Here is a 21,547-nt window from a genome sequence, read left to right on the forward strand (position 1 = left end):
GGCCGTGGGACGCCGGGTCACGGGAAGGTCACGGGACCCCCGCAGACTTCTCGTCGAGGTGACAGTCGCGCACTCTGTGGTCCCCGACACCCCACTCCCAGGAGCCGCCATGAATGCAGAGCCCATGATGACCGCGGTCACCCCGACCCAGCTGGTCGACCGACTCACCGCAGCCGGCGCCGCCAAGGTCGGGTACTCGACCGGCACCACCCTGCTGCGGGCCGTGATGGGCGGGGCGATCCTGGCGCTCGCCGCCGCCTTCGCCGTCACCGTGTCCACCCAGACCGGTCAGCCGCTGCTCGGCGCGCTGCTCTTCCCGGTCGGCTTCATCATGCTCTACCTCATGGGCTTCGACCTGCTCACCGGGGTGTTCACCCTCGTACCCCTGGCATGGATCGCCCGCCGCCCGGGCGTCACGCTCTCGTCGATGCTGCGCAACTGGGGACTGGTGTTCCTCGGCAACCTGATCGGGGCGGTGGCCGTCGCGGTGCTCATGGCCATCTACTTCACCTACGGCTTCTCGAGCGAGCCCAGCGCCGTCGGCCAGGCGATCGGCGAGATCGGCCACGGCCGCACCGTCGGGTACGCGGACCACGGTGCCGCCGGGATGCTCACCCTGTTCGTCCGCGGAGTGCTGTGCAACTGGATGGTCTCCACCGGCGTCGTCGCCGCCTTCCTGACCGACAACCTGCTCGGCAAGATCGTCGCCATGTGGATGCCCGTCATGCTCTTCTTCTACATGGGCTTCGAGCACTCGATCGTGAACATGTTCCTGTTCCCCTCGGGCCTGCTGCTCGGCGCGGACTTCACCCTCATGGACTACCTGATCTGGAATGAGATCCCGACCGTGGTCGGCAACCTCGTCGGCGGCCTGACCTTCGTGGGACTGCCGCTGTACTTCGCCCACCGCGCCCGCACGAACAGCTCGGCCCCCACCCCGGAGGCCCCGCGCGCCGGCGCGATCCCCACCCCGGCGCTCGCCGCGGGGACCGCCCGATGAGCCGCCGCGTCGTCGTCGTGGGCGCCGGCATGGTCGCCCACCGCTTCGCCGAGAGCCTGCTCTCCCGCAGCGCGGAGCCGCTCACGCTCACCCTCCTCGGGGACGAGGGTCGCGCACCCTACGACCGGGTGGGTCTGACCTCCTACTTCCACGGCGCCGACGCGGAAGCCCTCACCCTCGACCGCGCCCCGTTCGAGGACCCCCGCGCCACGGTGGTCCCGGGCGACCGTGCGGTCGCGATCGACCGGGACGCCCGGACCGTCCGCACCGCCTCCGGCGCGGAGCATCCCTACGACGAGCTCGTCCTCGCCACCGGCTCCACCGCCTCTCGCCCGCCGATCGAGGGCGCTGAGGGACCCGGCCGGTTCGTCTACCGCACCCTCGACGACGTCGAGGCGCTGCGGGTGGAGGTGGAGCAGCTCGCCGCCCGCCTCGACCGGCCCGTGCGGGGCGCCGTGATCGGCGGCGGCCTGCTGGGCCTCGAGGCCGCGGGCGCCCTGCAGCAGCTCGGCGCCGAGGCGACCGTGCTGCAGTCCGGGGACCGCCTGATGTCCGCCCAGCTGGACCTCCCGGCGGGCACCGCCCTGCAGCGGCTGATCGAGAAGCGCGGCCTCGCCGTGCTCACCTCCGCCCGCACCCGCCGCATCCGCACCGGGGCCGACGACGGGATGTTCGTCCTCGAGCTCGAGGACGGGCGCGAGGTGGACTGCGATCTCGTCGTCCACACCGTCGGCGTCCGTCCCCGCGACGAGCTCGCCCGCGCGGCGGGACTCGCCGTCGGCCCCCGCGGCGGCGTCGCGATCGACGCGGGCTGCCGCACGAGCGACCCCGCGATCCTCGCGATCGGCGAGGTCGCCGCCTTCGGCGGGCTGTGCGTGGGCCTCGTCGCCCCCGGCTATGCGATGGCCGAGGTCGCCGTGGACCGGCTGCTCGGCGGCAGCGCGTGCTTCGAGGGCTTCGACCTCTCCGCGAAGCTCAAGCTGTCCGGGGTCGAGGTGGCGAGCTTCGGCGACGCCTTCGCGACCGCCCCCGGCGCCCTCGACGTGGTCTACGCCGATCCGGTGCGCGGGGTCCACACCAAGCTCGTCCTCTCCGACGACGCGCGCACCCTCCTCGGCGGCATGCTCGTCGGCGACGCCTCGGCCTACGGGGCGCTGCGTCCCCTCGTCGGCGGCCCCCTCGGTGCGGATCCCGCGGCGTACCTGCTGCCCGAGGGGGCCGGGGCCGCGCCGCGCGCCGAGCTGCCCGACGAGGCGGTGGTCTGCTCCTGCGCCGGGGTCACCGCCGGCACCGTCCGCCACGCCGTGCGCGAGGGCGGCTGCACCGACGCGGCGGCGGTCACCGCCTGCACCCGCGCCGGCGCCACCTGCGGCTCCTGCGTGGTGATGGTCAAGGGCCTGGTCTCCGCCGAGCTCACGAAGCTCGGGCACACCGTCTCCAGCGCGCTCTGCGAGCACTTCGACATGTCCCGCCGCCAGCTCTTCGACGCGGTGCGCGTCGCCGAGCTCACCACCTTCTCCGGGGTGCTCGAGCGCTTCGGCACCGGCCGCGGCTGCGACGTGTGCAAGCCCGTGGTCGCGAGCATCCTCGCCGTGCTCGTGCGCAATCACGTCCTCGACGGTGAGAACGCCTCCCTGCAGGACACCAACGACCACGTCATGGCGAACATGCAGAAGGACGGCACCTATTCGGTGGTGCCGCGCATGCCCGCCGGCGAGGTCACCCCCGCCGGGCTCGTGGCCGTGGGCCGCATCGCCGAGGACTTCGGGCTGTACACCAAGATCACCGGCGCCCAGAGGATCGACATGTTCGGCGCCCGCCTCGAGCAGCTGCCCGAGATCTGGAGCCGCCTGATCGACGCCGGCTTCGAGTCCGGTCAGGCCTACGGGAAGGCGCTGCGCGCCGTGAAGTCCTGCGTGGGCTCGACCTGGTGCCGTTACGGGGTCCTCGACTCGGTGGGCATGGCGGTCCAGCTGGAGCTGCGTTACCGCGGGCTGCGCTCCCCGCACAAGCTCAAGGTGGGCGTCTCCGGATGCGCCCGCGAGTGCGCGGAGGCGCGGGGGAAGGACGTCGGCGTGATCGCGACGGCGCAGGGCTGGAACATGTACGTCGGCGGGAACGGCGGGGCGACCCCGCGCCACGCCGACCTGCTCGCCGAGGGGCTGGACGACGAGGCCCTCATCCGCGCCATCGACCGGTTCTTCATGTACTACATCCGCACCGCGGACAAGCTGCAGCGCACCGCCCCCTGGGTGATGGAGCTGGAGGGCGGCATCGACGGGCTGCGGGAGGTGATCCTCGAGGACTCCCTGGGGATCTGCGCGGACCTCGACGCGGCCATGGCGGCGCACGTCGAGGACTATCGCGACGAATGGGCCGCGACCCTCGCCGACCCCGCGAAGCTGCGCCGCTTCCGCTCCTTCGTCAACGCCCCGAGCACCCCCGACCCCTCGCTCGCCTACGTCCCCGAGCGCGGGCAGCGGCGGCCCGCGAGCCCCGAGGAGCGCCGCGAGGGCCACGTCCTGATCGCCGGAACCACCCTGGAGGTGCGCTGATGACCGCCCCGCAGACCGACACCACGTCCGCGACCGACCGCACCGCGACGACCGCGGAGCCCCTCGCCTCCGCCGCGCGCTGGCTGCGGGTCTGCACGCTCGCGGACCTCGACGTCGAACGCGGCAGCGCGGTGCTCCTCGGCGAGGACCAGCTGGCCCTCTTCCGCCTCGCCGACGGCACGATCGTCGCGACCGACAACCGCGATCCCTACTCGGGGGCGCAGGTCATGTCCCGCGGGATCGTCGGCTCCCGGGGCGAGGTGCCGACCGTCGCCTCGCCCATGTTCAAGCAGGTCTTCGACCTCCGCACCGGCCACTGCCTGGACACCAAGGGCAAGGAGCCCGCCTCGCTGCACCTCTGGCCGCTCCTGGTGCGCGGCCATGAGGTGTACGTGCTGCACGGCGGGACGTGGTGAGCGGGGGAGCCCTTCCAGCTCACCCCCGCGGCGCGACCGGCAGCCACACCCGCATCGGCCCGATCTCCCGGTTCGCCCACGCGTAGTAGGGGATCGCGCGCCAGGCGTGCGGAGTCGGAGCGGCCGACGGGGCATCCCAGGGCAGATAGGAGACGCCGTCCTCAGGCGCGGCCGCGGCCGCTCCCGGGAGATCGAGGGCGACCACCCCGTCGAGGTCCTCGAGCACCTGCTCGGCGACCGGTGCGGCGGGATCCACGAGCGCGTCGTCGACCCGCTCGGTGCCCTGCTGATCGGCCTGCTCGAGGGCGTAGACCAGGGGCCCGCGCTCGAGGGCCACCGCTCCGCGGGAGGCGTCCGCACGATGCGGGGCGCGCACGAAGCGCGCGGTCATCGGCAGGTCCAGCACGATCTTCTCGCCCGGGACGAAGACCCGCTGCAGGGGGAGCGTCCCCGGCCGGGCCTCGCGCTCGCCCTCGGCCGTGGTGACCGTGGCGCCCTCCGCCCACGCGGGCACCCGCAGCGAGAGGGTGCGCGGCTCCTCCGGCGCCGCGAGCACCAGGATCCGCACGCGCCCGCGATGCGGGTACTCGGTCTCGACCGCGATCTCGAGACCGCCGCCGGCCCAGGTGCCGCTCGCGTACTGGTGCAGCTGCAGCCCGGCCTCGTCCGCGGTGGCCAGGTACTGGTCGAGGGCCGAGAGCGTGCGCATCACGTTCGGCGGGCAGCAGGCGCAGTCGAACCAGCCGCGGCGGCCGTGGACGATGGACCGGCCCTCGTCGGCGATCGCCCCGTCGCGCAGCTGAAGGGAGTTGACGTAGAAGAACTCGGTGCCGGCCAGTGACACGCCCGGCAGCACGGCGTTGAACAGGAAGCGCTCGATCGCGTCGGCGTAGACGGGATCACCGGTCGCCAGCAGCAGGCGCCAGGCCCACTGCACGGCGGCGATCCCCGCGCAGGTCTCCGCGTAGCCGCGGTCGGTGGACAGCTCGAAGGGATCGCCGAAGGCCTCCCAGTCCCAGCGCGAGCCCATCCCGCCGGTCACGTACGCCTTGGTGTGCAGGGCCGTGGTGAACAGGGACCGCAGGTGCTCGAGAAGGTCGGCGTCGCCGTCCTCGATCGCGAGGTCCGTGGCGCCCGCGGCGAGATAGAGGGCGCGCACCGCATGCCCCTCGACCGTCTCCGTCTCCCGCACCGGCACCCGGTCCGAGAAGTAGCCCGGATTCGAGATCGCGTTCGCGTTGCGGCCGCGGGCATCGGTCAGGTGCCGGGCGAGATCGAGCGCGTCGCGGCGGCCGGTGAGCCGGAACAGCTCCACGAGCGCCATCTCGATCTCCGGGTGCCCGGGCACGCCCTGGTGCGCTCCCGGGGCGAAGACCTCGCCGAGATGGTCGAGGATCCGAAGCGAGACCTCGAGCAGGGAGTCCTCGCCCGCGGAGCGGGACACCGCGACCGCCGCCTGGAACAGATGCCCGTAGCAGTACAGCTCGTGGTTCCAGGCGAGGTTCGAATAGCGCTCCTCGGGGGAGTGGCGCAGCTGGTGCACCGCGTTCAGATAGCCGTCCTCCTGCTGAGCGGCGGCGACGATCGCCGTCACCTCCTCGAGCAGCCCGCGCAGCTCGGCATCCTCGCCGCGGCCGAGCTCATATCCGACGGCCTCGAGCCACTTGTACGCATCGGAGTCCTGGAAGATCATGCCGCGCGCCTCGCCGGTCGCCGCGCCCGCCGCGATCCGGAAGTTGTCGAGCGTCCCGGACTCCTCGAGCTGACGGTGACCCGCGCGGAGCGCATCCCGGCGGTTGCGCTCCTGGCGCAGCGCCCAGAAGCCGCCGGTGATGCGACCGGCACCCGGGGCGAGGGGACGCAGGGAGGTCGGTGCGACGGGGGAGACGGGCGGAGCGAGGGCGACGGCGGTGTTCCGCGGGGTCATGGGCTCTCCTTCGAGGCGGATGGTCGGCGGCGTGCAAAGAAAACGTTTGCCTGATGGTGGTCAGTATTCTCCGCGGGACACGCCGCCGCAAGGGTCTCGCGTAGAGTCCTCCCATGTCATCGACGCGCCCCACCTCCCAGGCTGTGCGGATCGCCGACGTCGCCCGCGCCGCAGGAGTTTCCGTGGGGACCGTCTCGAAGGCGCTCAACGGCACCGGCAGCCTGCGCGAGGAGACCCGGCGCCACGTGCAGGAGACCGCCCGCCGGCTCGGCTTCGTCGCCGATGCGCGCGCCCGCGGCCTCGTCTCCGGCCGCACCTACACCGTCGGCTTCGTGACCACCGACAGCTTCGGCCGCTTCCTGCTGCCGATCCTGCGCGGGGCCGAGGACGCCCTCGCCGTCGGCCAGATGGCCGTGATCCTGGCCGACACCCGCGACGACCCCGCCCGGGAGCAGCACCTGCTGCGCTCGTTGCGGGCGCGCCATGTCGACGGGCTGCTGGTCACCGGGCGCAGCACCGACCCCCGCGAGCCGCTCGACGTGGACATCCCCGTCGTCCATGCTTTCTCCCCGTCCACGGACCCCACGGGCCACGCCGTGCTCAGCGACGAGGAGGAGGCCGCCGCGCTCGCCGTGCGCCACCTCCTCGCCCTGGGGCGGACGCGGATCCTGCACCTCACCGGCCCCGCCCACCACCGTTCCGCCCAGCTACGGGCGCGGGCGGTCGAGCAGGCGGCGGGGGAGCGTCTCGCCGGACCCGTGCACTACGGCGAGTGGAGCGAGGAGTGGGGCAGACGCGCCATCGACCTCGCCCTCGCCTCCGGCACCGAGATCGACGCGGTCTGCGCCGGCTCCGACCAGATCGCCCGTGGCGCCGTGGACCGGCTCCGCGAGCTCGGCCGCCACGTCCCCGGCGAGATCGCGGTCACCGGGATCGACGACTGGGACGTGATCGCCCTCGCCGCGCGGCCCCAACTGACCACCGTCGACCTCTGCCTCGGCGAGCTCGGCCGACGCGCCGGGCAGATGCTGCTCGACCTCATCGAGGGGCGCGAGATCCTCGAGCCGCGCGTCGTCGTCACCCCGCGCCTGCAGGTGCGGGGCTCGACCGTCTGAGCGCCGCGGAGAGCGGGGCCTGCGGAGGGCGGGTGCCCGGCCGGGAGCCGGACGCTCAGCGCGCGGCGGGGGAGAGCTCGTGCTCGAGGTAGAGGGTCGCGGCACCGATCGCGGCGGCGTCGTCGCCGAAGGTCGAAGAGCGCAGCACCACCCGCTCCGGCACGCCCGCGTCCGGCAGGGCCCGCTCCCGCACCCGCGGCATGGCGAGCGGCTCGAGGATGCGCCAGTAGGGACCGCCGATCAGCACCAGGCACGGGTCGTGCACCCAGATCAACGAGCGCAGGGCCTCACCAAGCGCCGTCCCGTGCGCCTCGATCTGTTCCCGGGCGAGGGTGTCCGGCCTCGTGCCCGCGGAGCCGGTCGCGCGGTGGGCGAGGGCTGCGAGGCGCGCGGAGGTCGTGGAGGGGCCGACGGGGTCGGAAGGCGTTCCGGGGCCGGGGGAGCCGGTGCGGTCGTTCTGTTCGGCCGGCCCGGCGTCGCCCGCTCGGGACAGCATCCCGGCGACGTCTGTGAAGGTGGAGAGGCAGGCCAGGCGACCGCACTGGCACAGTTCCCCGGGCAGACCTGTGGGGAGGTGGCCGATCTCGCCGGCTTGGGTGGTCGATCCGGCGTGCACCCGCCCGCGCGCGGCGACGGCGGATCCGATGCCCGCGCCGACGTAGACGTACAGCGTGGTGTCCTCGCCCGTCGGCCGATCGGGCACCGCCGCGTCCCCGGCGCGCCGACCGCCCGCCCAGAGCTCCGCGGTCAGGGCGGCGGTGGTGTCCTTGTCGAGGACCACCGAGCGGCCGGTCGCCGCCGAGAGCTCGGCCACGAGGGGCACGTTCCGCCAGCCCGGCAGCCAGGGCGGGTTCAGGACCACGCCGGCGACGGCGTCCAGCGCGCCCGGCGAGGCGACGCCGATGCCCAGCAGGGCTTCGGCGGCGTCCCTCCCGTCGGCCGTGCTCCAGCCGTGGCGGCGCAGATCCTCCAGCAGCGACTCGAGACCAGCGGCGATGCGGCGGATGTCGCCCGACGGGTCGTCCCCGGGCGGCGGCAGGGTGCGCTCGGCGACCACCTGCGCCTCCAGGTCCACGATCACGACGGAGATCCCGGCCGGGTCCAGGTGCACCCCCGCGGCGAGCAGGGCGCTCGGGACCATGCGCAGCACGGTGCGGGGCTTGCCGCGACCCACGCCGCGGGTGCCCGCCGTCTCGATCAGGCCGCGCTCGAGCAGGCGCCGGGTGATGAGGGAGACGGCCTGACGGGAGAGTCCCGAGCGCCGCATCACCTCGGACTGCGAGCTGCCTTCCCGGGCGCCGCGGATCGCCTCGAGCACGACCAGCTCGTTGCGCGCGCCGAGATCCGCCATCGATGCGCCCTGCGCCATGTGGGACCTCCTGCTCCGCCCGGTGGATGCCGTGATGCTCCCACACACCCGGGAGGCGGGGCGGGAGCGTCCGTTGCATTTAGTCCAACAGTGTGAGTAGTCTACGTCACAACCCGAGGACCGGTGCATCATGCCTGGTCCGACCCTAGATTCTGAGTTCCGGGAGTCCCCCATCATGACCCAGCCCCTGCGCATCGCCGTGCTCAGCGCGTGGCACGTCCACGCCGAGGAGTACGGCCGCGCCGCGCTCGACCACCCCGACACCGAGCTCGTCGCGGTGTGGGACGACGACGCCGAGCGCGGGCAGGCCCTCGCCGACACCCTCGGCGTCGAGTTCACCGCCGACCTCGAGGCCCTCCTGGCCCGCGAGGACCTCGACGGCGTCACCTGCACCACCGCGACCACCGACCACGACGACGTGCTCGGCCGCACCCTCGCCGCCGGCAAGCACGTCTTCACTGAGAAGCTGCTCTCGCCCACCGTCGAGGGCTGCGATCGCCTGCTCGCCGCCGCGACCGAGAACGGCGTGCAGTTGACCGTCTCGCTGCCGCGCCTCTCCCACGGGTACACCGTCGCCCTGCGCGAGGTGCTCGAGGCCGGGACCCTCGGCCGCATCACCTACTCGCGGGTGCGCCTGGCCCACAACGGCTCCACCGCCGACTGGCTGCCCGCCCGCTTCTACGACCCGGCCGAGGCCATCGGCGGCGCCTTCTCCGATCTCGCCGCCCACCCGGTCTACCTCACCCAGCTGATCCTGGGCGAGGAGGTCGCGAGCGTCCGCGCCGCCTACACCGACATGACCGGTCGCGGCGTCGAGGACAACGCCGCCGTCACCGTCACCACCCCCGACGGTGCCATCGGCGTCATTGAGACCGGCTTCGTCACCCCGTCCAGCCCCTTCACCATCGAGGTCCACGGCACCGACGGCTCGCTGCTGTACGGCTTCGACGAGGGGCGCATGCGCCTCGGCACCGCCGAGGGCTGGCGGGACGTGGAGGTCCCGGCGGACATCGATCCGCCCTTCGTCCAGTGGGTGACGGCCATCCGCACCGGCACCCCCACGGCCGAGAACCAGCGCCGCGCCCGCGCGCTCACCGCCCTCACGGTCGCCGCCAACGACGCGGCCGACCGCTGACCCCGACCCACCCCGATCCAGGAGGATCCCCCATGACCGTCCAGCTCCCCGTCCGCATCGGCCTCATCGGCGGCGGCGGCATCGCAGGCGCCCACCTCAAGGGCTACGCCACCATCCCCGACCGGGTGAAGGTCACCGCGATCGCCGACGCGGTCCCCGAGACCGTCGAGAAGCGCGTCGCCGAGACCGGTGCGACCGGCTACGCCGACTTCCGCGAGCTGGTGCAGGACCCGAACGTCGACGCCGTCGACATCTGCCTCCCGCACCACCTGCACAAGGACGCGATCGTCGCCGCCGCCGAGGCCGGCAAGCACATCCTCTGCGAGAAGCCGCTGTGCCTCACCGCGGAGGAGGCCGCCGCCGTCCGCGACGCCGTGCAGAAGGCGGGCGTCACCCTCATGTGCGCCCACAACCAGCTGTTCATGCCCGCCGTCGCGAAGGCGAAGGAGGTCATCGACTCCGGTGCCCTCGGCGACGTCTACGAGGTGCGCACCACCGACTCGTTCTACAACGACTTCGACCCCGAGTCGATGGGCTGGCGCGGACACTCGAAGACCTCCGGCGGTGGCGAGTACATCGACACCGGTTACCACCCCACCTACCTGCTGATGCACCTCTCCGGAGGCCGCCCCTCGCAGGTGTTCGCGATGATGTCCACCCACCGCCTGGACTTCATGGAGGGCGAGGACTCCGCCCAGGTGCTGGTCCGCTTCGACAACGGCTCGGTCGGCCAGCTCGTCACCTCCTGGGCCTACGACGCCGCCCCCGGCACCGACCGCTTCTCCGTAGTCGGCAACAAGGGCTCGCTCAGCTCCGACGGCTCGACCCTCCGCGTCAAGCTGCGCGGCGAGGACGAGCAGGTCTACGCGCATGAGCCGGTCGACACCTTCGCCGCCGAGATCGACGACTTCGTGACCTGCCTCGAAACCGGTCGCCGTCCGCTGAACACCGAGGAGGAGGGCATCGCCGTGCTGGGCATCATCCTGGCCGCCTACGAGTCCGCCCGCACCGGCAAGGCGGCGGACGTCCTCAGCGTGTGAGGGAACCCGCGGGACGGGCCTACCCTCGGGGCATGAGCCTCGCAGCGGAGCCCGCCCCGCGCATCGTCCCGACGCCCCCGCGACGCCCTGCGTCGACGGGGGCGTCGGCGTGTGTGCTCCTGCTCGCGGTCGCGCTGCTCACGGGGTGCGGGAGCGGGGACGACGGGGGCACGAGCGGAGCCGGGACGGGTGTCGATCGGCCCGCGTCGAGCGGGCTCCCGCGCAGCGGAGCCTTCGACTACCAGCTCGGCGGGGTCTCCGACGGGGAGTTCGCCGTCGTGGTTCGCGATCCGGCCGACGGGCCGCTGCCGGGCGCCTACTCGATCTGCTACGTGAACGGCTTCCAGACCCAGCCCGACGAGGCCGAGGTCTGGATGGCCCATCCCGAGCTGCTGCTGCACGCTGCGGACGGCGCGGCGGTCGTCGATCCCGACTGGCCCGACGAGCTCGTGCTCGATCCGTCGACGGCCGTTCGGCGCGAGGGGATCCTCGCCCTGATCGGCCCCGAGATCGACGCCTGCGCAGAGACCGGCTTCGACGCCGTCGAGCTCGACAACCTCGACGTGGCCGAGCGCTTCGACCAGCTCGATCCCGCCGGGGTGCTCGCCCTCGCGGGGGACTACGTGGACCGGGCCCACGCCGCCGGCCTCGAGGTCGCGCAGAAGAACGCGGCGGAGCTCGCCCCTGCCGCGCGCACGGAGCTGGGCTTCGACCTGGCGGTGGTCGAGGAGTGCGGCGCCTACGACGAGTGCGCCGCCTACCGGGAGGTGTACGGGGAGGCATTCGTCCAGATCGAGTACCCGGACTCCCTCGCCGCGCAAGGGGTCACCTTCGCCGCGGTCTGCGCCGACGCCGACCGCGCTCCGCTGACGGTGCTGCGCGACCGGGACCTGGTGCCCGCCGGGGAGCCCGGTCATCTCCGCGAGCAGTGCTGAGCGGGACCGCTCGCCCTACGATGCCCGCATGAGCTCTCCCGTCCCCGCGCGCGACCCCGGTTTCTCTCGCGGGTTCCCGCGCGGTCTCGTGCTGCTGCTCTCCCTCGCCGCGATCTGGCTGGTGCTCGCGGGGATGCGGGAGCTCGCCGGACTCGTCGTCCCGGTCTTCCTCGCCCTGAACCTGATGATCGCCGCGCAGCCGCTGAGCGATCTGATCCAGCGGGCGGGAGCGCCGCGGCTCCTGGGGTCCCTCGCCGCCATGGTCGCGGTGCTGCTAGCCCTCGGAGTGTTCTTCCTCGCGATCGTCTGGTCGATCCGCACCCTGGTCCTCGAGCTGCCCGAGTACTCCGCCTCGTTCAACGAGCTGCTGCAGCGCAGCCTCGAGGCCCTCGCCGAGGTCGGGGTGAGCCAGGAACAAATCAGCGCCTGGCTCTCGCAGTTCAGCTTCGCGAGCCTGTTCGGCCTGCTGAACCAGGCGCTGAGCTCGGTCAGCGCGGTGGGTGGCCTCGTCGCCGCCGCGGTCGCGACGATCATCTTCTTCGGCCTCGACGCGACGGGCCTGCCCGAGCGCATGGCGGTCATCGAGCGGCTGCAGCCGCGGATCGCGCACGCCCTGGCCGATTTCGCGCTCTCGGTGCGCACCTACTGGCTCGTGACCACCGTCTTCGGTGCGGTGGTCGCAGTGATCGACGGGCTCGCGCTGTGGGCGCTGGGGGTGCCGCTGCCGGCCGTCTGGGCGGTGCTGCTGTTCGTCTGCAACTACATCCCCAACATCGGCTTCGTGATCGCCATGGTGCCGCCCACGCTGATGGCGCTGCTCGACCAGGGGCCGTGGACCGCGATCGCCGTCATCGCCGTGTGCGTTGTGGTGGCGATGGTGCTCCAGGGACTCGTGCAGCCGCGCGTCACCGGCCGCGCCGTGGGACTCGCTCCGAGCATCTCCTTCCTCTCGGTGCTCTTCTGGTCCTGGGTCCTCGGGGCGGCCGGTGCGCTGCTCTCGGTGCCGATGACCCTGCTGGTCAAGGAGCTCCTGGTGGACGCCGACGACGAGGCGCGCTGGCTGAACGCCTTCGTCGCCGACTCCCCGCGCGCCGCGCTCGAGTCGCCGCAGGAGCGCGTCGAGGGCGCTGCGCGCGCAGGCGGCGCGTCGGCCGGCGGGGACCCGCCGTCCGCGGCGACTGGGGCACCCGAGGCAGGGGAGTGACCGCTCAGGAGGTTCCGCCGAGCTGTTCCCAGACCTCCGGCCCGCCCGCGTCCCAGATGTCCCCGGGATCGGCGACGACCACCAGCAGCGAGCGGGCTCGGGAGAGCCCCACGTAGAGCAGCTGCGCGGCCCGCTCGTCGGTGCGGAAGCCGTTGACGGCGAGGATCACGACCCGCCGCTCGAGGCCCTTGATGTTCAGCACGTGGCCGTAGAAGACGTCATCGCCCGCGAAGAACTCGTCCCAGTAGACGTCGTGGCCGCCCGCTTCGATCCGCGCGACCTGCTCGGGATGGCGATGCAGCGTGGTGATCAGGGCGATGTCCCCGGGCGCCCAGCCCTCGTCGAGGAGTTCCTCGACGAGGTCGTCGGCCGCCGAGACCGCCTCCTCGGCGGTCGAGGGGATGAAGCGCACCGGGAGCCCCTCGTCGAGGCGGGGGCGCTGCTCGAGGGCGGTGAGCGGGGCGAAGGAGCGTGCGATCGCCCGGGTGTTGCGGAGGTTCTCGTCGAGCGGGAAGGGGTTCAGGGTGATCGGCGCGCGGCCCTCGCGGTCGAAGACCGTCTGGTGCTCGTCGGTGAAGACGAAGAGCACGCCCGTCTCGGGATCCCGCAGGCAGGGCAGCAGCGCGTCCCACCAGGTGTCGGAGAAGTCCTGCGCCTCGTCGACGACGATCGCGTCGAACAGCTCGTCCTCGGACTGCGCGTCGGCGACCTCGGCGAGGCGGGCCGGGAGATGTTCCTCGTAGTACACGGTCGGGGGTCCGTCGAAGGCCTCGAAGTCCTCGGCGCCCCAGCGCACCGGCAGGTCGTGGAAGAGCCCCACATAGGCCGGTCGCTCCTCGGCAGGCCAGGTCGAGGCCTGCAGCTCGAAGTGCCGGGCGAGGCCCCGCGAGTAGCAGAGCAGGGCGGTGCGGAAGCCCTCCCGGGCGAGGGTCCGGGCTTTGATCATCGCGAGGTGGGTCTTGCCCGAGCCTGCTCCGCCGACGATCTGGGCGCGGTGCTGGAAGCGGAGCAGCGAGATCGCGCGCTCCTGCTCGCGGGTGAGCTCGTTGGACTCGTCCTCGAGGGCGTCCGCCAGCAGCTGCTGGTTGCGGATCGCGTGCTGGGTGGTGCGCAGCCGCTTCACGAGCACGTCGCGCTGGAGCTCGTCGAGAGGACCGGGTCCCTGGCGGGCCTCCGTGTTGAGCGCGGCGACGATCCGCTCGGCGATCCGCGGCAGATCGGTCCCGTCGATGATCAGGCTCCGCGGCGCCTCCGGGACCTTCCAGCCCGACGGCAGCTCCGTGTAGGGCAGCACGGCGAGGTGCACCGCTCGGCCGACGGGCCGCGAGGTGGCGCCCTTCAGATAGTGCAGGATCGCGTGCTTCGCCCGCTGGGCCTGGTCCAGCGGGGCGATGGGCAGGAGATGGCTGCCGTTGCGGTCCGCCTGGCGCCACTCGCCGTCGACGACCGAGACCGTTCCGCCCTTGACCTCGATCACGGCGAGGCCCACGCCCGGCCACAGCACCACCAGATCGGCCTCGACCTCGACGCCGCCGCCCGTGATGCGCTGCCCGGTGAGGATCGCGGCGCTCGGCGGGAGCTGATCGACAAGCTCCCTCCACACGGCGCGCTCGGCGGCGGAGGCGAACTCGGGGTTCTCGGGCAGCAGGATCGGCATGGCGCTCCCTGGGGTCGGCGGGGCGGGGTGGACGCCCAGCTCAGGCTAACCGCTGGGCAGGCCCCGCGGCGGGGCATCGCTCATCCGTCGGACCCGCACGGTAGACAGGGGACATGAGCACCGACGCCTCGCCGTCCTCCGCCCTCGAGACCCTGGCGCATGAGTACGCCCACTTCTGGGTGGACGGCGGGGACGCGCGCTGGCTCGTCCACGCCTGGCGCACCCTCGCCGTGGTCGGCGCGGTGCCCGAGGAGCTCCCCGCCCGGGGCGTGGCCGCCGCGGATGCGCGGATCCGGCTCGCGGCGCTCGCGAGCTTCTCCGCCCTCTTCCAGCAGGTCGTCGACGGGAATCCCGACGGGCCCGAGCCGCCCGAGCTCGTCGGCGGCCCCCACGGGCTGGTCGAGTCCGAAGTGATGGCGTGGATGGGCGAGCACGGACTGCAGACCATGGCGCAGCTGCTCGAGCAGGCCACCGACCACGACGACTCCGCCCCGGACACCGTGCCGTGGGGCCTGGACCCGAGCGACGTCGAGAGCTGCCTCGACGCCGTCGCGGGCGAGATGCTGCGCGCCTACGCGGCGCTGCGGCCCCATGCCGAGTTGTTCGCGGAGCTGTGGGCGCAGCGCTGGCCGCTCGAGCCCACCGAGCTGGACCCGGGGGAGTGCTCCCGCTATCCGCTCACCAGGGCCCAGCTCGAGGCGGCCCTGAACCCGTTCAGCGTCGACGCGGCCACCGCCCACGACTGGCTCGAGCAGCACCTCGCGGCGCTGGGCACCTGAGCGGGGACCGTCGCCGGGAGTCAGCTCCGTGCGGTTCGATCCGGATCGGAAGGGGCGGGAAGGGCTCCTGACCTCCAGCACAGCAATGAGACGAGCCAGCAGGTGGGGAGGATGCCGACGACCGGGAGCAGACCAGGCAGCGTCCCCCACAGCCAGAGGGTCGCCGCGAGCACGGCGGCGATCGAGAGGGTGAGGGGAATCCGCGCGGCCATCAGCACCATCGTCATCCGGAGCAGTCTGGGGAGCGGGTCGGTGAAGTGGGCGGAGAGCGGCCACACCACGACAGAGACGAGGGCCCACAGGACGGTCAGGACGACGAGGACCCCGCTCGCGAACCCCGTCACTTCCCCGATCCCGGCGCGGACGACCAGCCGGTCGACCAGGAGGAGCGCCCATCCTGCCACGAGGAGGGCCCCGAGCCACTGAGAACGCCCGAACTCCGACCTCCAGGCGCTCCAGAACGAAGCCCACAGACGGTCTCGGCGCAGGGGCGCCGATCCGTCCCGCTCGCGTGCGGCGTCGACCAGGTCAGCACGGAGGACGGAGTGGACGGCGGCGGTGGCGGGGAACAGGCCCAGGACCGCGCCGCCGGCGAGGACGCCCAGGATCCACAGCAGGTGCAGAAGGAAGAGTCGCAGCCCGAGTTCCCCGAGGCCCACGTGCCAGCGGACGAGCGAGGGCATCAGCCCCCGTCGTCCCGCGGCGGTTGTGGCAGTCATCCCTTCACCGAGCCGATCAGGACGCCCTTCTCGAAGTACCGCTGCAGGAACGGGTAGAGGATGATCACCGGCAGGGTCGACACGATGATCACGCCGTACTTGATCTGGTCCGCATAGCGCTGGCCGTAAGCGCCTCCCGATCCGCCCGCGCCGCCGGCCCCTCCGGAGAACGCCTGGTTCGAGAGGAGGATGTCGCGCAGCACGATCTGCAGCGGTTGCTTGTCGTAGTCGCGCACGAATATCAGTCCCGTGAAGAAGTCGTTCCAGTGCTGGACGAGGTAGTACAGGCCGATCACGGAGATCAGCGCCTTCGAAAGCGGCAGAGCGATCGTCGCGAAGAAGCGGAAGTAGTCGACGCCGTCGATCATCGCGGCCTCGAACAGCTCCTCCGGCAGGGAGTTCTCGAAGAACGCGCGGGCGATGATGAGGTTGTAGACGTTCAGGGCCGACGGCAGGATGAAGACGAGCCAATTGTCGAGTAGCCCGAGATCCCGGTACAGCAGGTAAGTCGGGATCAGCCCGCCGCTGAAGAACATCGTGAAGGCGAAGAAGAGCATCAGCGGACGCCGCGGTCGGAACTCCCGGCGGGAGAGCGCATAGGCCGCCGGCAATGTGACGACGAGATTGAGCAGGGTTCCGACGACGCTGTAGATCAGCGTGTTGCGATATCCCGTCCAGATCCGCGAGTCCTCGAAGATCTGCTGATACCCGAAGAAGCTGATGTTCCGGGGGAAGAAGACGACATTGCCGGTCGCCACGGCGGTGGGATCGCTGATGGACGCGATCATCACGAAATAGATCGGGTACAGGGTCGCGAACAGCACGGCGCCGCAGATGACGACGATCGTGACGACGAAGGGCAGATCGCCAGAGCCGATCCTTGTGCGGCGCCGGTTCGCTGCGGGGCGGGACGCGCTGGGGGCGGTGGAGGTGGTGCTCATCGGGTTCTCCTCACCACAGGCTCGTGTCGGAGGCCCGCTTGGCGATCTGGTTCGCCAGGACGAGGAATCCGAAGTTGATGATGGTGTTGAAGAGGCCGATGGCCGTGGAATAGCTGAACTGGCTCGAGAGGATGCCGATCTTGTAGGTGTAGGTCGCGATGACCTCGGAGACCGGCAGGTTGAGCGTGTTCTGCATCAGGAACACCTTCTCGAACCCGGTGTTCAGCACCCCGCCCATGTTCAGGATCAGCAGGATGATCATCGTCGGCACCAGGGCTGGGATGTCGACGTGGCGGATGATCTGGAACCGTGTGGCGCCGTCGATCCGAGCTGCCTCGTAGAGCTGGGTGTTCACCCCCGCGAGCGCCGCCAGATAGATGATGCTGTTCCAGCCCGTGTGCTGCCAGATGTCCGAGATGACATACACCGGCACGAAGGCCGAGGTGCTCCCCAGGAAGTTCACGTCCTCGAGGCCGAAGAAGGCCAGGAACCGGGTGATCAGCCCGGTGCTGGGCGAGAGGAACACCTGCAGCATTCCCACGATCACGACGATCGAGATGAAGTGCGGAAGATAGGTGACGGTCTGGACGAACCGCTTCAGCCGGCTGCGGAGGATCTGATTGACCACGAGGGCCAGCAAGATCGGGGAGAAGAAGCCGAACACCAGGGTCGACAGGCTGATGACGACCGTGTTGCGCATCAGCTCCCAGAAGAGCGGGCTCTCGAAGAACTGGATGAAGTACTTCAGCCCCACCCATTCCCCGCCGGTGAGCCCCGAGGCGAAGTCGAACTCGCGGAACGCGAGCTGGATCCCGTACATCGGGACGTAGGCGAAGACGGCGACGAAGGCGATGGCCGGGGCGAGCATCACCCACAGCTGCCAGTAGCGGCTCAGGTGATGTCGAGCCCGGGCCGCCATCCGGCGGTGCGGGCGGGCCTCCTGCGGTGCTGGCGGTGGGCCCGACGGGGCGCGTCGCCCGGGGGCGGCGACCTCGGTGCTCATGGGTGACTCCTTCCGATGCGAGGTCGGCGGTTCAGGACTTCGAAGCCATGTACTCGTCGTAGTAGCGCTGCATGGTCGCGATGTTCTCGGCCACGCCCGTCTCCTCGACCTCCGCCACGTACGCATCCCACTGCTCGTCGATCCCGCCGTTGGTGACCCACTCGGCGAACCTCGTCATGGTGGAGTTCATGAGCGTCGTGTTCACGAGGGTCATCGCGTTGAGGTCCTCGGTGCTCATCTTGATGAACATGCCCGGGTAGACGTCCTTCTCGAGGTCCATGTTGTCGATGGCGGGCTGCAGCGGGACCGCCTCGTCATTGGCTTCCTGGAGGTCGGTGGGCAGCTCGACCTCGATGTCATCGCGGATCCACATCGGGCCGTTGTCGGCGAGCGAGGAGGTCCACTTCCACGTCGAGGGGTCGGTGCCGTCGGCAGCCGGCAGGACGCGGTAAGAGTTGTCGCCGGTCTTCTCGATGTTGGGGCCGATGTCGCCGAAGAGGACCTGGATCGACATGTCCTGCTCGTAGAAGGCGTTGATGGCCTGGAGCGCCGCCTCCTTGTTCTTCGAGGTCGCTGAGAGCAGCACCTGGTTGGCCGGGAAGTTCTCGCCGTTCTGGTCGAAGCTCCAGGTGACGGGCTCGGTCTGGCCGGCGGTCACCTGGAGCACGCCCATCGCCTCGTACTGCTCGTAGATCTCCGGACCGAAGCGGTCGGACCGAGTCCAGCCCCAGGTGAAGCCGACCGTCGCGACGCCGTCGCCCGGCCCGCGGGCGACCGACTGATAGGTCGAGTAGTCCTGGGTCATGACATCGCCGGAGATGAGACCTTCGGCGTTGCAGCGGGCGAGGAAGGAGACGACCTCGCGGTAGCGCTCGTCGGTCAGGAAGTTGCCGACCGTCCCGTCCTGCAGGAAGTAGCCCTGGCCTCCGCCACCGGCGAGCGGCAGGCCGGTACTGCCGAGCAGGAGGATTGACTGGAAGTACCCGAAGCCCCCGGTGCCGACGGGGCTCCAGTCCATCGGGATCACGGCCGCTCCGGTCCCGGTCGGGTCCCCGTCGCGGAACGCGATGAGGACGTCGAAGAGCTCGTCCCAGGTGGTCGGCATCTCGAGGCCGAGGGTATCGAGCCACTGCCGGTTGATGTACTGGTGCTGCACCGTCGGCGGCCAGAAGCGCTTGTACCCGGGCACGGCGTAGATCTCCCCGTCGGGTCGGGTGGCGAGGGCCCTCAGCTCGGGTTTCGCCTCGAACATGGCCTCCACGTTCGGCAGTGACGCGAGGTCGTCGGTCAGATCATCGAAGAGGGTCCCGTAGGTGGCCAGGTCGGTGTCGTTGATCGCGTTGGTGCCGACGATCAGGTCGGGGATGTCTCCGGCGGCCAGCATCGTCGACTTCTTCTGGTCCCAGTCGGCCGAGACCTCCTCCCACACGATCGGGATGCCGGCGGCCTCCTCGAGGGCGGCGGTCCAGGCCATGTCCGCCATGGGCTTGGTCAGCGAGTGCTTCAGCACGAGGATGCGCAGCTCGCCCTCTTTGCTGCTGGCGTTACGCCCTCCGCAGGCGGTGAGAGCGCCGGTGAGCGCGACGGAGGTGGCGAGGCCGCCGAGCACGGTGCGGCGACGCGGGGTGAGGGGAGAAGAGGGGCGGGTGGTTTTCGACATCGTTGTCTCCTGCGGGGTGAGGTGCGGCGGGTGCCGCGGGGAGGTGGAGCGGTTTCGGGTCAGTCAGCGAGGGGGAGCCAGATGCGCATGGCTCCGGGGCCACGGTTCCCCCAGGTGGCGAAGGGGACGGCCGTGATCTCTAGGGGAGCCTTCGGGGAAGCGTCAGTCTCCTCCGCGGAGGAATAGAGGGTGGGAGCGGGGGGCGCGTGCTCCACGAGCAGCGGGATCGCCCGGTCTTCGGCGCGCGGGTCCCGCGGCACCGTCGAGGTCCGGACCCGTACGTCGTCGAGCGCGACTCCGTCCGGGACGTCGACCTGCTCGAGGCAATAGACGATGGGGCCCCGCTCGAGGGCCACGCATCCGCGCAGGGCGTCCACTCGCGGATGGGCGGACGTCCACCGCGGGGGCATGTCGAGGGTGAGGCGGGTGCCGTCCACCTCGTCGAGGCCCAGGCGGAGCCGCCCCTCGGTGAGCTCTGCGGCGGTGATCGCCCGGGCGGTGCCGTCGGCCAGGACCACCTGCCCGGTGCGCACCCAGCCGGGAAGGCGCAGGGAGATCCCCGCCTCCGGCCGGCCGGAGGCGGACGCGAGGTGCAGTCGGATCTCCCCGGTCGTGGGATACCCGGTCTCGAGCCGCAGCGTGCCCTGCCCGATCTCCTCGGGGAGGTCGATCTCGGCGGAGGTCCACTGCAGGATCTCCAGGGTCGCGACATCGCCGCTGCGGCGGACTCCCGCGACGTAGCTCCCCAGCTGCGCGATCACGCGCGCGATGTTCGGCGGGCAGCAGGCGCAGGCGTACCAGGGCTGGCGCTCGGCCGGAGCGTTCTCCTCGTCGAAGCGGTCCGGGCGGCGCTGCATCGGGTTGGAGTAGAAGAAGCGGGTACCGGTGACGTCGACCGACGCGGCCAGAGCGTTGTGGATCTCGCGCTCGATGACGTCCGCGTAGCGGGGGTCGTCGCCGGCGAGCATCATGCGCCAGGTCCACTGGAGGTCCGCGATGGTCGCGCAGGTCTCCGCGTAGGCGCGATCAGAGGGCAGCTCGTAGTCGTTGCCGAAGGACTCGTCCCGATGTCGGGAGCCGAAGGCGCCCGACAGGTACATCTTGCGCTCGTGGGCGCGATCCCACTGCTCACGCTGGACTTCGAGGAGGGCTGTCTCGCCGGTCTCGAGGTAGAGGTCGGTGACCCCGGCGTTGAGGTAGAGCTGCCGGACGGCGTGCCCGGTCGGATCGACAGCCTCGCGGACGGGCCGATGATCCTGGAAGTAGTGGGTCCCGAGGTGCCCGCCGGGCAGGATGTCCCGTCCGCGCTGATCGACGAGATGCTGGGCGAGGACCAGGAATCGCTGTTCGCCGGTGTGGCGGTGGAGCTCGACCAGGGCGGTCTCGATCTCGGGATGGCCGGGGATCCCGTCCTCGCGCCCGGGGCCGAAGCGGCGCTCGACCAGATCGACGAAGCGCACGGCGATCTCCAGCAGGTCGGCACGCCCGGTCGCACGGTCCAGGGCGATCGCTGCCTGGAGCAGATGGCCGAGGACGTACATCTCGTGGGTCCAGTGGAGCTCGGCGAAGCGCTTCTCGGGGTGGACTCCTTGGATCCAGGTGTGGAGGTAGCCGGTGGAGTCCTGGACCCGCTTTACGAGCGCGATCATCTCGTCGAGCCACGCCTCGTGCTCCGACGTCCCTGAGCGGGCGATCTCCCAGGCCACCGCCTCGATCACCTTGTAGAGGTCGGAGTCGGCGAAGACGAACCCTCGATGATCGGCCCCGGACTCCCCGACCACGCGACGGAAGTTGTCGATCACGCCGGAGGCCTCGAGCTGGGCGATGCAGTGGGGGATCGTGGCTTCGGCGTTGAGCTGCTGCCAGGCGCCCAGACGTGATTCGGGGGAGAGCCGCACCGCGCGGAGATCGAGCGGTATCAGACCCTGCTCCCGGGAGGAGCGGGGGAGGGCGGGGGCGATCCGGGGACGCCGAGAGGTCATCGATGACTCCTGAGATGTCGTGTGATGGGCGTCATCCTGCGGTGCGTGATTAAGCGTTGTCAAGGCCGGACACAACGTTGCAGAGTCGGCGTGACCGAAGCGTGACCCCG

At 71.3% G+C, this 21,547-nt stretch carries 17 protein-coding genes; 9 read left to right on the forward strand and 8 right to left on the reverse strand.

Annotated elements, in window-relative coordinates; all coding sequences use genetic code 11:
• The first annotated feature begins 127 nt into the window (after nt 1-127).
• Genes V1260_RS03720 through nirD form a run of 3 tightly spaced genes read left to right on the forward strand, consistent with a single transcriptional unit; the run spans nt 128 to nt 3,971 of the window.
• Nucleotides 128-1,000, forward strand: coding sequence for a formate/nitrite transporter family protein (locus tag V1260_RS03720; RefSeq protein WP_329745483.1), 873 nt, complete (start codon nt 128-130; stop codon nt 998-1,000).
• Complete coding sequence (gene nirB, locus V1260_RS03725) at nt 997-3,555, forward strand: nitrite reductase large subunit NirB (RefSeq protein WP_329745443.1); 2,559 nt, start codon at nt 997-999, stop codon at nt 3,553-3,555. The genes V1260_RS03720 and nirB overlap by 4 nt, the downstream gene beginning before the upstream one ends.
• Nucleotides 3,555-3,971, forward strand: coding sequence for a nitrite reductase small subunit NirD (gene nirD, locus V1260_RS03730; protein ID WP_329745444.1), 417 nt, complete (start codon nt 3,555-3,557; stop codon nt 3,969-3,971). The genes nirB and nirD overlap by 1 nt, the downstream gene beginning before the upstream one ends.
• Before the next feature lie 19 nt (nt 3,972-3,990).
• On the opposite strand, the gene V1260_RS03735 is transcribed toward nirD, so the two are convergent.
• A complete protein-coding gene (locus tag V1260_RS03735) occupies nt 3,991-5,898 on the reverse strand; it encodes a glycoside hydrolase family 127 protein (protein ID WP_329745445.1) in 1,908 nt (635 codons plus the stop codon).
• Nucleotides 5,899-6,011: 113 nt separating this feature from the next.
• On the opposite strand from V1260_RS03735, the gene V1260_RS03740 reads away from it, so the two are divergent.
• On the forward strand, nt 6,012-7,013 hold the full coding sequence (locus V1260_RS03740; protein WP_329745446.1) for a LacI family DNA-binding transcriptional regulator: 1,002 nt from the start codon (nt 6,012-6,014) through the stop codon (nt 7,011-7,013).
• A 55-nt stretch (nt 7,014-7,068) separates the two neighbouring features.
• Here V1260_RS03740 and V1260_RS03745 read toward each other — a convergent pair whose 3' ends face one another.
• Complete coding sequence (locus V1260_RS03745) at nt 7,069-8,382, reverse strand: ROK family transcriptional regulator (protein WP_329745447.1); 1,314 nt, start codon at nt 8,380-8,382, stop codon at nt 7,069-7,071.
• A gap of 175 nt (nt 8,383-8,557) precedes the next feature.
• Between V1260_RS03745 and V1260_RS03750 the strand changes: the two genes are divergently transcribed.
• The 4 genes from V1260_RS03750 to V1260_RS03765 are packed head-to-tail and all read left to right on the forward strand — an operon-like array spanning nt 8,558 to nt 12,696.
• A complete protein-coding gene (locus V1260_RS03750) occupies nt 8,558-9,517 on the forward strand; it encodes a Gfo/Idh/MocA family protein (protein WP_329745448.1) in 960 nt (319 codons plus the stop codon).
• 32 nt (nt 9,518-9,549) lie between these two features.
• Nucleotides 9,550-10,557 carry a Gfo/Idh/MocA family protein gene (locus V1260_RS03755; RefSeq protein WP_329745449.1) on the forward strand — a complete coding sequence of 336 codons (1,008 nt, stop codon included), beginning with the start codon at nt 9,550-9,552 and terminating at the stop codon, nt 10,555-10,557.
• Between the two features lie 32 nt (nt 10,558-10,589).
• Nucleotides 10,590-11,492: an endo alpha-1,4 polygalactosaminidase gene (locus V1260_RS03760; protein ID WP_329745450.1), complete on the forward strand. Its 903-nt coding sequence runs from the start codon at nt 10,590-10,592 to the stop codon at nt 11,490-11,492.
• A 28-nt stretch (nt 11,493-11,520) separates the two neighbouring features.
• Nucleotides 11,521-12,696: an AI-2E family transporter gene (locus V1260_RS03765; protein WP_329745451.1), complete on the forward strand. Its 1,176-nt coding sequence runs from the start codon at nt 11,521-11,523 to the stop codon at nt 12,694-12,696.
• A gap of 4 nt (nt 12,697-12,700) precedes the next feature.
• Here the strand turns inward: V1260_RS03765 and V1260_RS03770 are convergent, their stop codons facing one another.
• Entirely contained in the window at nt 12,701-14,353 is a 1,653-nt protein-coding gene (locus tag V1260_RS03770; protein ID WP_329745452.1) for an ATP-binding domain-containing protein, read from the reverse strand.
• Between the two features lie 113 nt (nt 14,354-14,466).
• Between V1260_RS03770 and V1260_RS03775 the strand changes: the two genes are divergently transcribed.
• Nucleotides 14,467-15,132 (forward strand): hypothetical protein, encoded by a 666-nt coding sequence (locus tag V1260_RS03775; RefSeq protein ID WP_329745453.1) that lies wholly within the window; start codon nt 14,467-14,469, stop codon nt 15,130-15,132.
• 20 nt (nt 15,133-15,152) lie between these two features.
• On the opposite strand, the gene V1260_RS03780 is transcribed toward V1260_RS03775, so the two are convergent.
• From V1260_RS03780 to V1260_RS03800, 5 genes are read right to left on the reverse strand one after another with little or no spacing between them, the layout of a single operon-like run.
• Nucleotides 15,153-15,851: a YesL family protein gene (locus V1260_RS03780; protein WP_329745454.1), complete on the reverse strand. Its 699-nt coding sequence runs from the start codon at nt 15,849-15,851 to the stop codon at nt 15,153-15,155.
• Nucleotides 15,848-16,792 carry a carbohydrate ABC transporter permease gene (locus V1260_RS03785; protein WP_329745455.1) on the reverse strand — a complete coding sequence of 315 codons (945 nt, stop codon included), beginning with the start codon at nt 16,790-16,792 and terminating at the stop codon, nt 15,848-15,850. Before V1260_RS03785 ends, V1260_RS03780 begins: the two co-directional genes overlap by 4 nt.
• Before the next feature lie 10 nt (nt 16,793-16,802).
• Nucleotides 16,803-17,795 (reverse strand): ABC transporter permease, encoded by a 993-nt coding sequence (locus V1260_RS03790; protein WP_329745456.1) that lies wholly within the window; start codon nt 17,793-17,795, stop codon nt 16,803-16,805.
• Nucleotides 17,796-17,826: 31 nt separating this feature from the next.
• Nucleotides 17,827-19,455: an extracellular solute-binding protein gene (locus V1260_RS03795; RefSeq protein WP_329745457.1), complete on the reverse strand. Its 1,629-nt coding sequence runs from the start codon at nt 19,453-19,455 to the stop codon at nt 17,827-17,829.
• Between the two features lie 59 nt (nt 19,456-19,514).
• Nucleotides 19,515-21,437, reverse strand: a complete 1,923-nt coding sequence (locus tag V1260_RS03800; protein WP_329745458.1) for a glycoside hydrolase family 127 protein — start codon at nt 21,435-21,437, stop codon at nt 19,515-19,517.
• Nucleotides 21,438-21,547 lie beyond the last annotated feature (110 nt).

Source organism: Brachybacterium sp. J144, from assembly GCF_036321705.1.
Taxonomy (GTDB): domain Bacteria; phylum Actinomycetota; class Actinomycetes; order Actinomycetales; family Dermabacteraceae; genus Brachybacterium.

Excerpts from the sequence above, each read along its gene's own strand:
- V1260_RS03735 (WP_329745445.1), bottom strand. The coding sequence starts at position 5,898 with ATGACCCCGCGGAACACCGCCGTCGCCCTCGCTCCGCCCGTCTCCCCC.
- V1260_RS03760 (WP_329745450.1), top strand. The coding sequence starts at position 10,590 with ATGAGCCTCGCAGCGGAGCCCGCCCCGCGCATCGTCCCGACGCCCCCG.
- V1260_RS03775 (WP_329745453.1), top strand. The coding sequence starts at position 14,467 with ATGAGCACCGACGCCTCGCCGTCCTCCGCCCTCGAGACCCTGGCGCAT.
- V1260_RS03740 (WP_329745446.1), top strand. The coding sequence starts at position 6,012 with ATGTCATCGACGCGCCCCACCTCCCAGGCTGTGCGGATCGCCGACGTC.
- V1260_RS03800 (WP_329745458.1), bottom strand. The coding sequence starts at position 21,437 with ATGACCTCTCGGCGTCCCCGGATCGCCCCCGCCCTCCCCCGCTCCTCC.
- V1260_RS03745 (WP_329745447.1), bottom strand. The coding sequence starts at position 8,382 with ATGGCGCAGGGCGCATCGATGGCGGATCTCGGCGCGCGCAACGAGCTG.
- V1260_RS03780 (WP_329745454.1), bottom strand. The coding sequence starts at position 15,851 with ATGACTGCCACAACCGCCGCGGGACGACGGGGGCTGATGCCCTCGCTC.
- V1260_RS03720 (WP_329745483.1), top strand. The coding sequence starts at position 128 with ATGACCGCGGTCACCCCGACCCAGCTGGTCGACCGACTCACCGCAGCC.
- nirB (WP_329745443.1), top strand. The coding sequence starts at position 997 with ATGAGCCGCCGCGTCGTCGTCGTGGGCGCCGGCATGGTCGCCCACCGC.
- V1260_RS03790 (WP_329745456.1), bottom strand. The coding sequence starts at position 17,795 with ATGAGCACCGAGGTCGCCGCCCCCGGGCGACGCGCCCCGTCGGGCCCA.
- V1260_RS03750 (WP_329745448.1), top strand. The coding sequence starts at position 8,558 with ATGACCCAGCCCCTGCGCATCGCCGTGCTCAGCGCGTGGCACGTCCAC.
- nirD (WP_329745444.1), top strand. The coding sequence starts at position 3,555 with ATGACCGCCCCGCAGACCGACACCACGTCCGCGACCGACCGCACCGCG.
- V1260_RS03765 (WP_329745451.1), top strand. The coding sequence starts at position 11,521 with ATGAGCTCTCCCGTCCCCGCGCGCGACCCCGGTTTCTCTCGCGGGTTC.
- V1260_RS03795 (WP_329745457.1), bottom strand. The coding sequence starts at position 19,455 with ATGTCGAAAACCACCCGCCCCTCTTCTCCCCTCACCCCGCGTCGCCGC.
- V1260_RS03785 (WP_329745455.1), bottom strand. The coding sequence starts at position 16,792 with ATGAGCACCACCTCCACCGCCCCCAGCGCGTCCCGCCCCGCAGCGAAC.
- V1260_RS03770 (WP_329745452.1), bottom strand. The coding sequence starts at position 14,353 with ATGCCGATCCTGCTGCCCGAGAACCCCGAGTTCGCCTCCGCCGCCGAG.
- V1260_RS03755 (WP_329745449.1), top strand. The coding sequence starts at position 9,550 with ATGACCGTCCAGCTCCCCGTCCGCATCGGCCTCATCGGCGGCGGCGGC.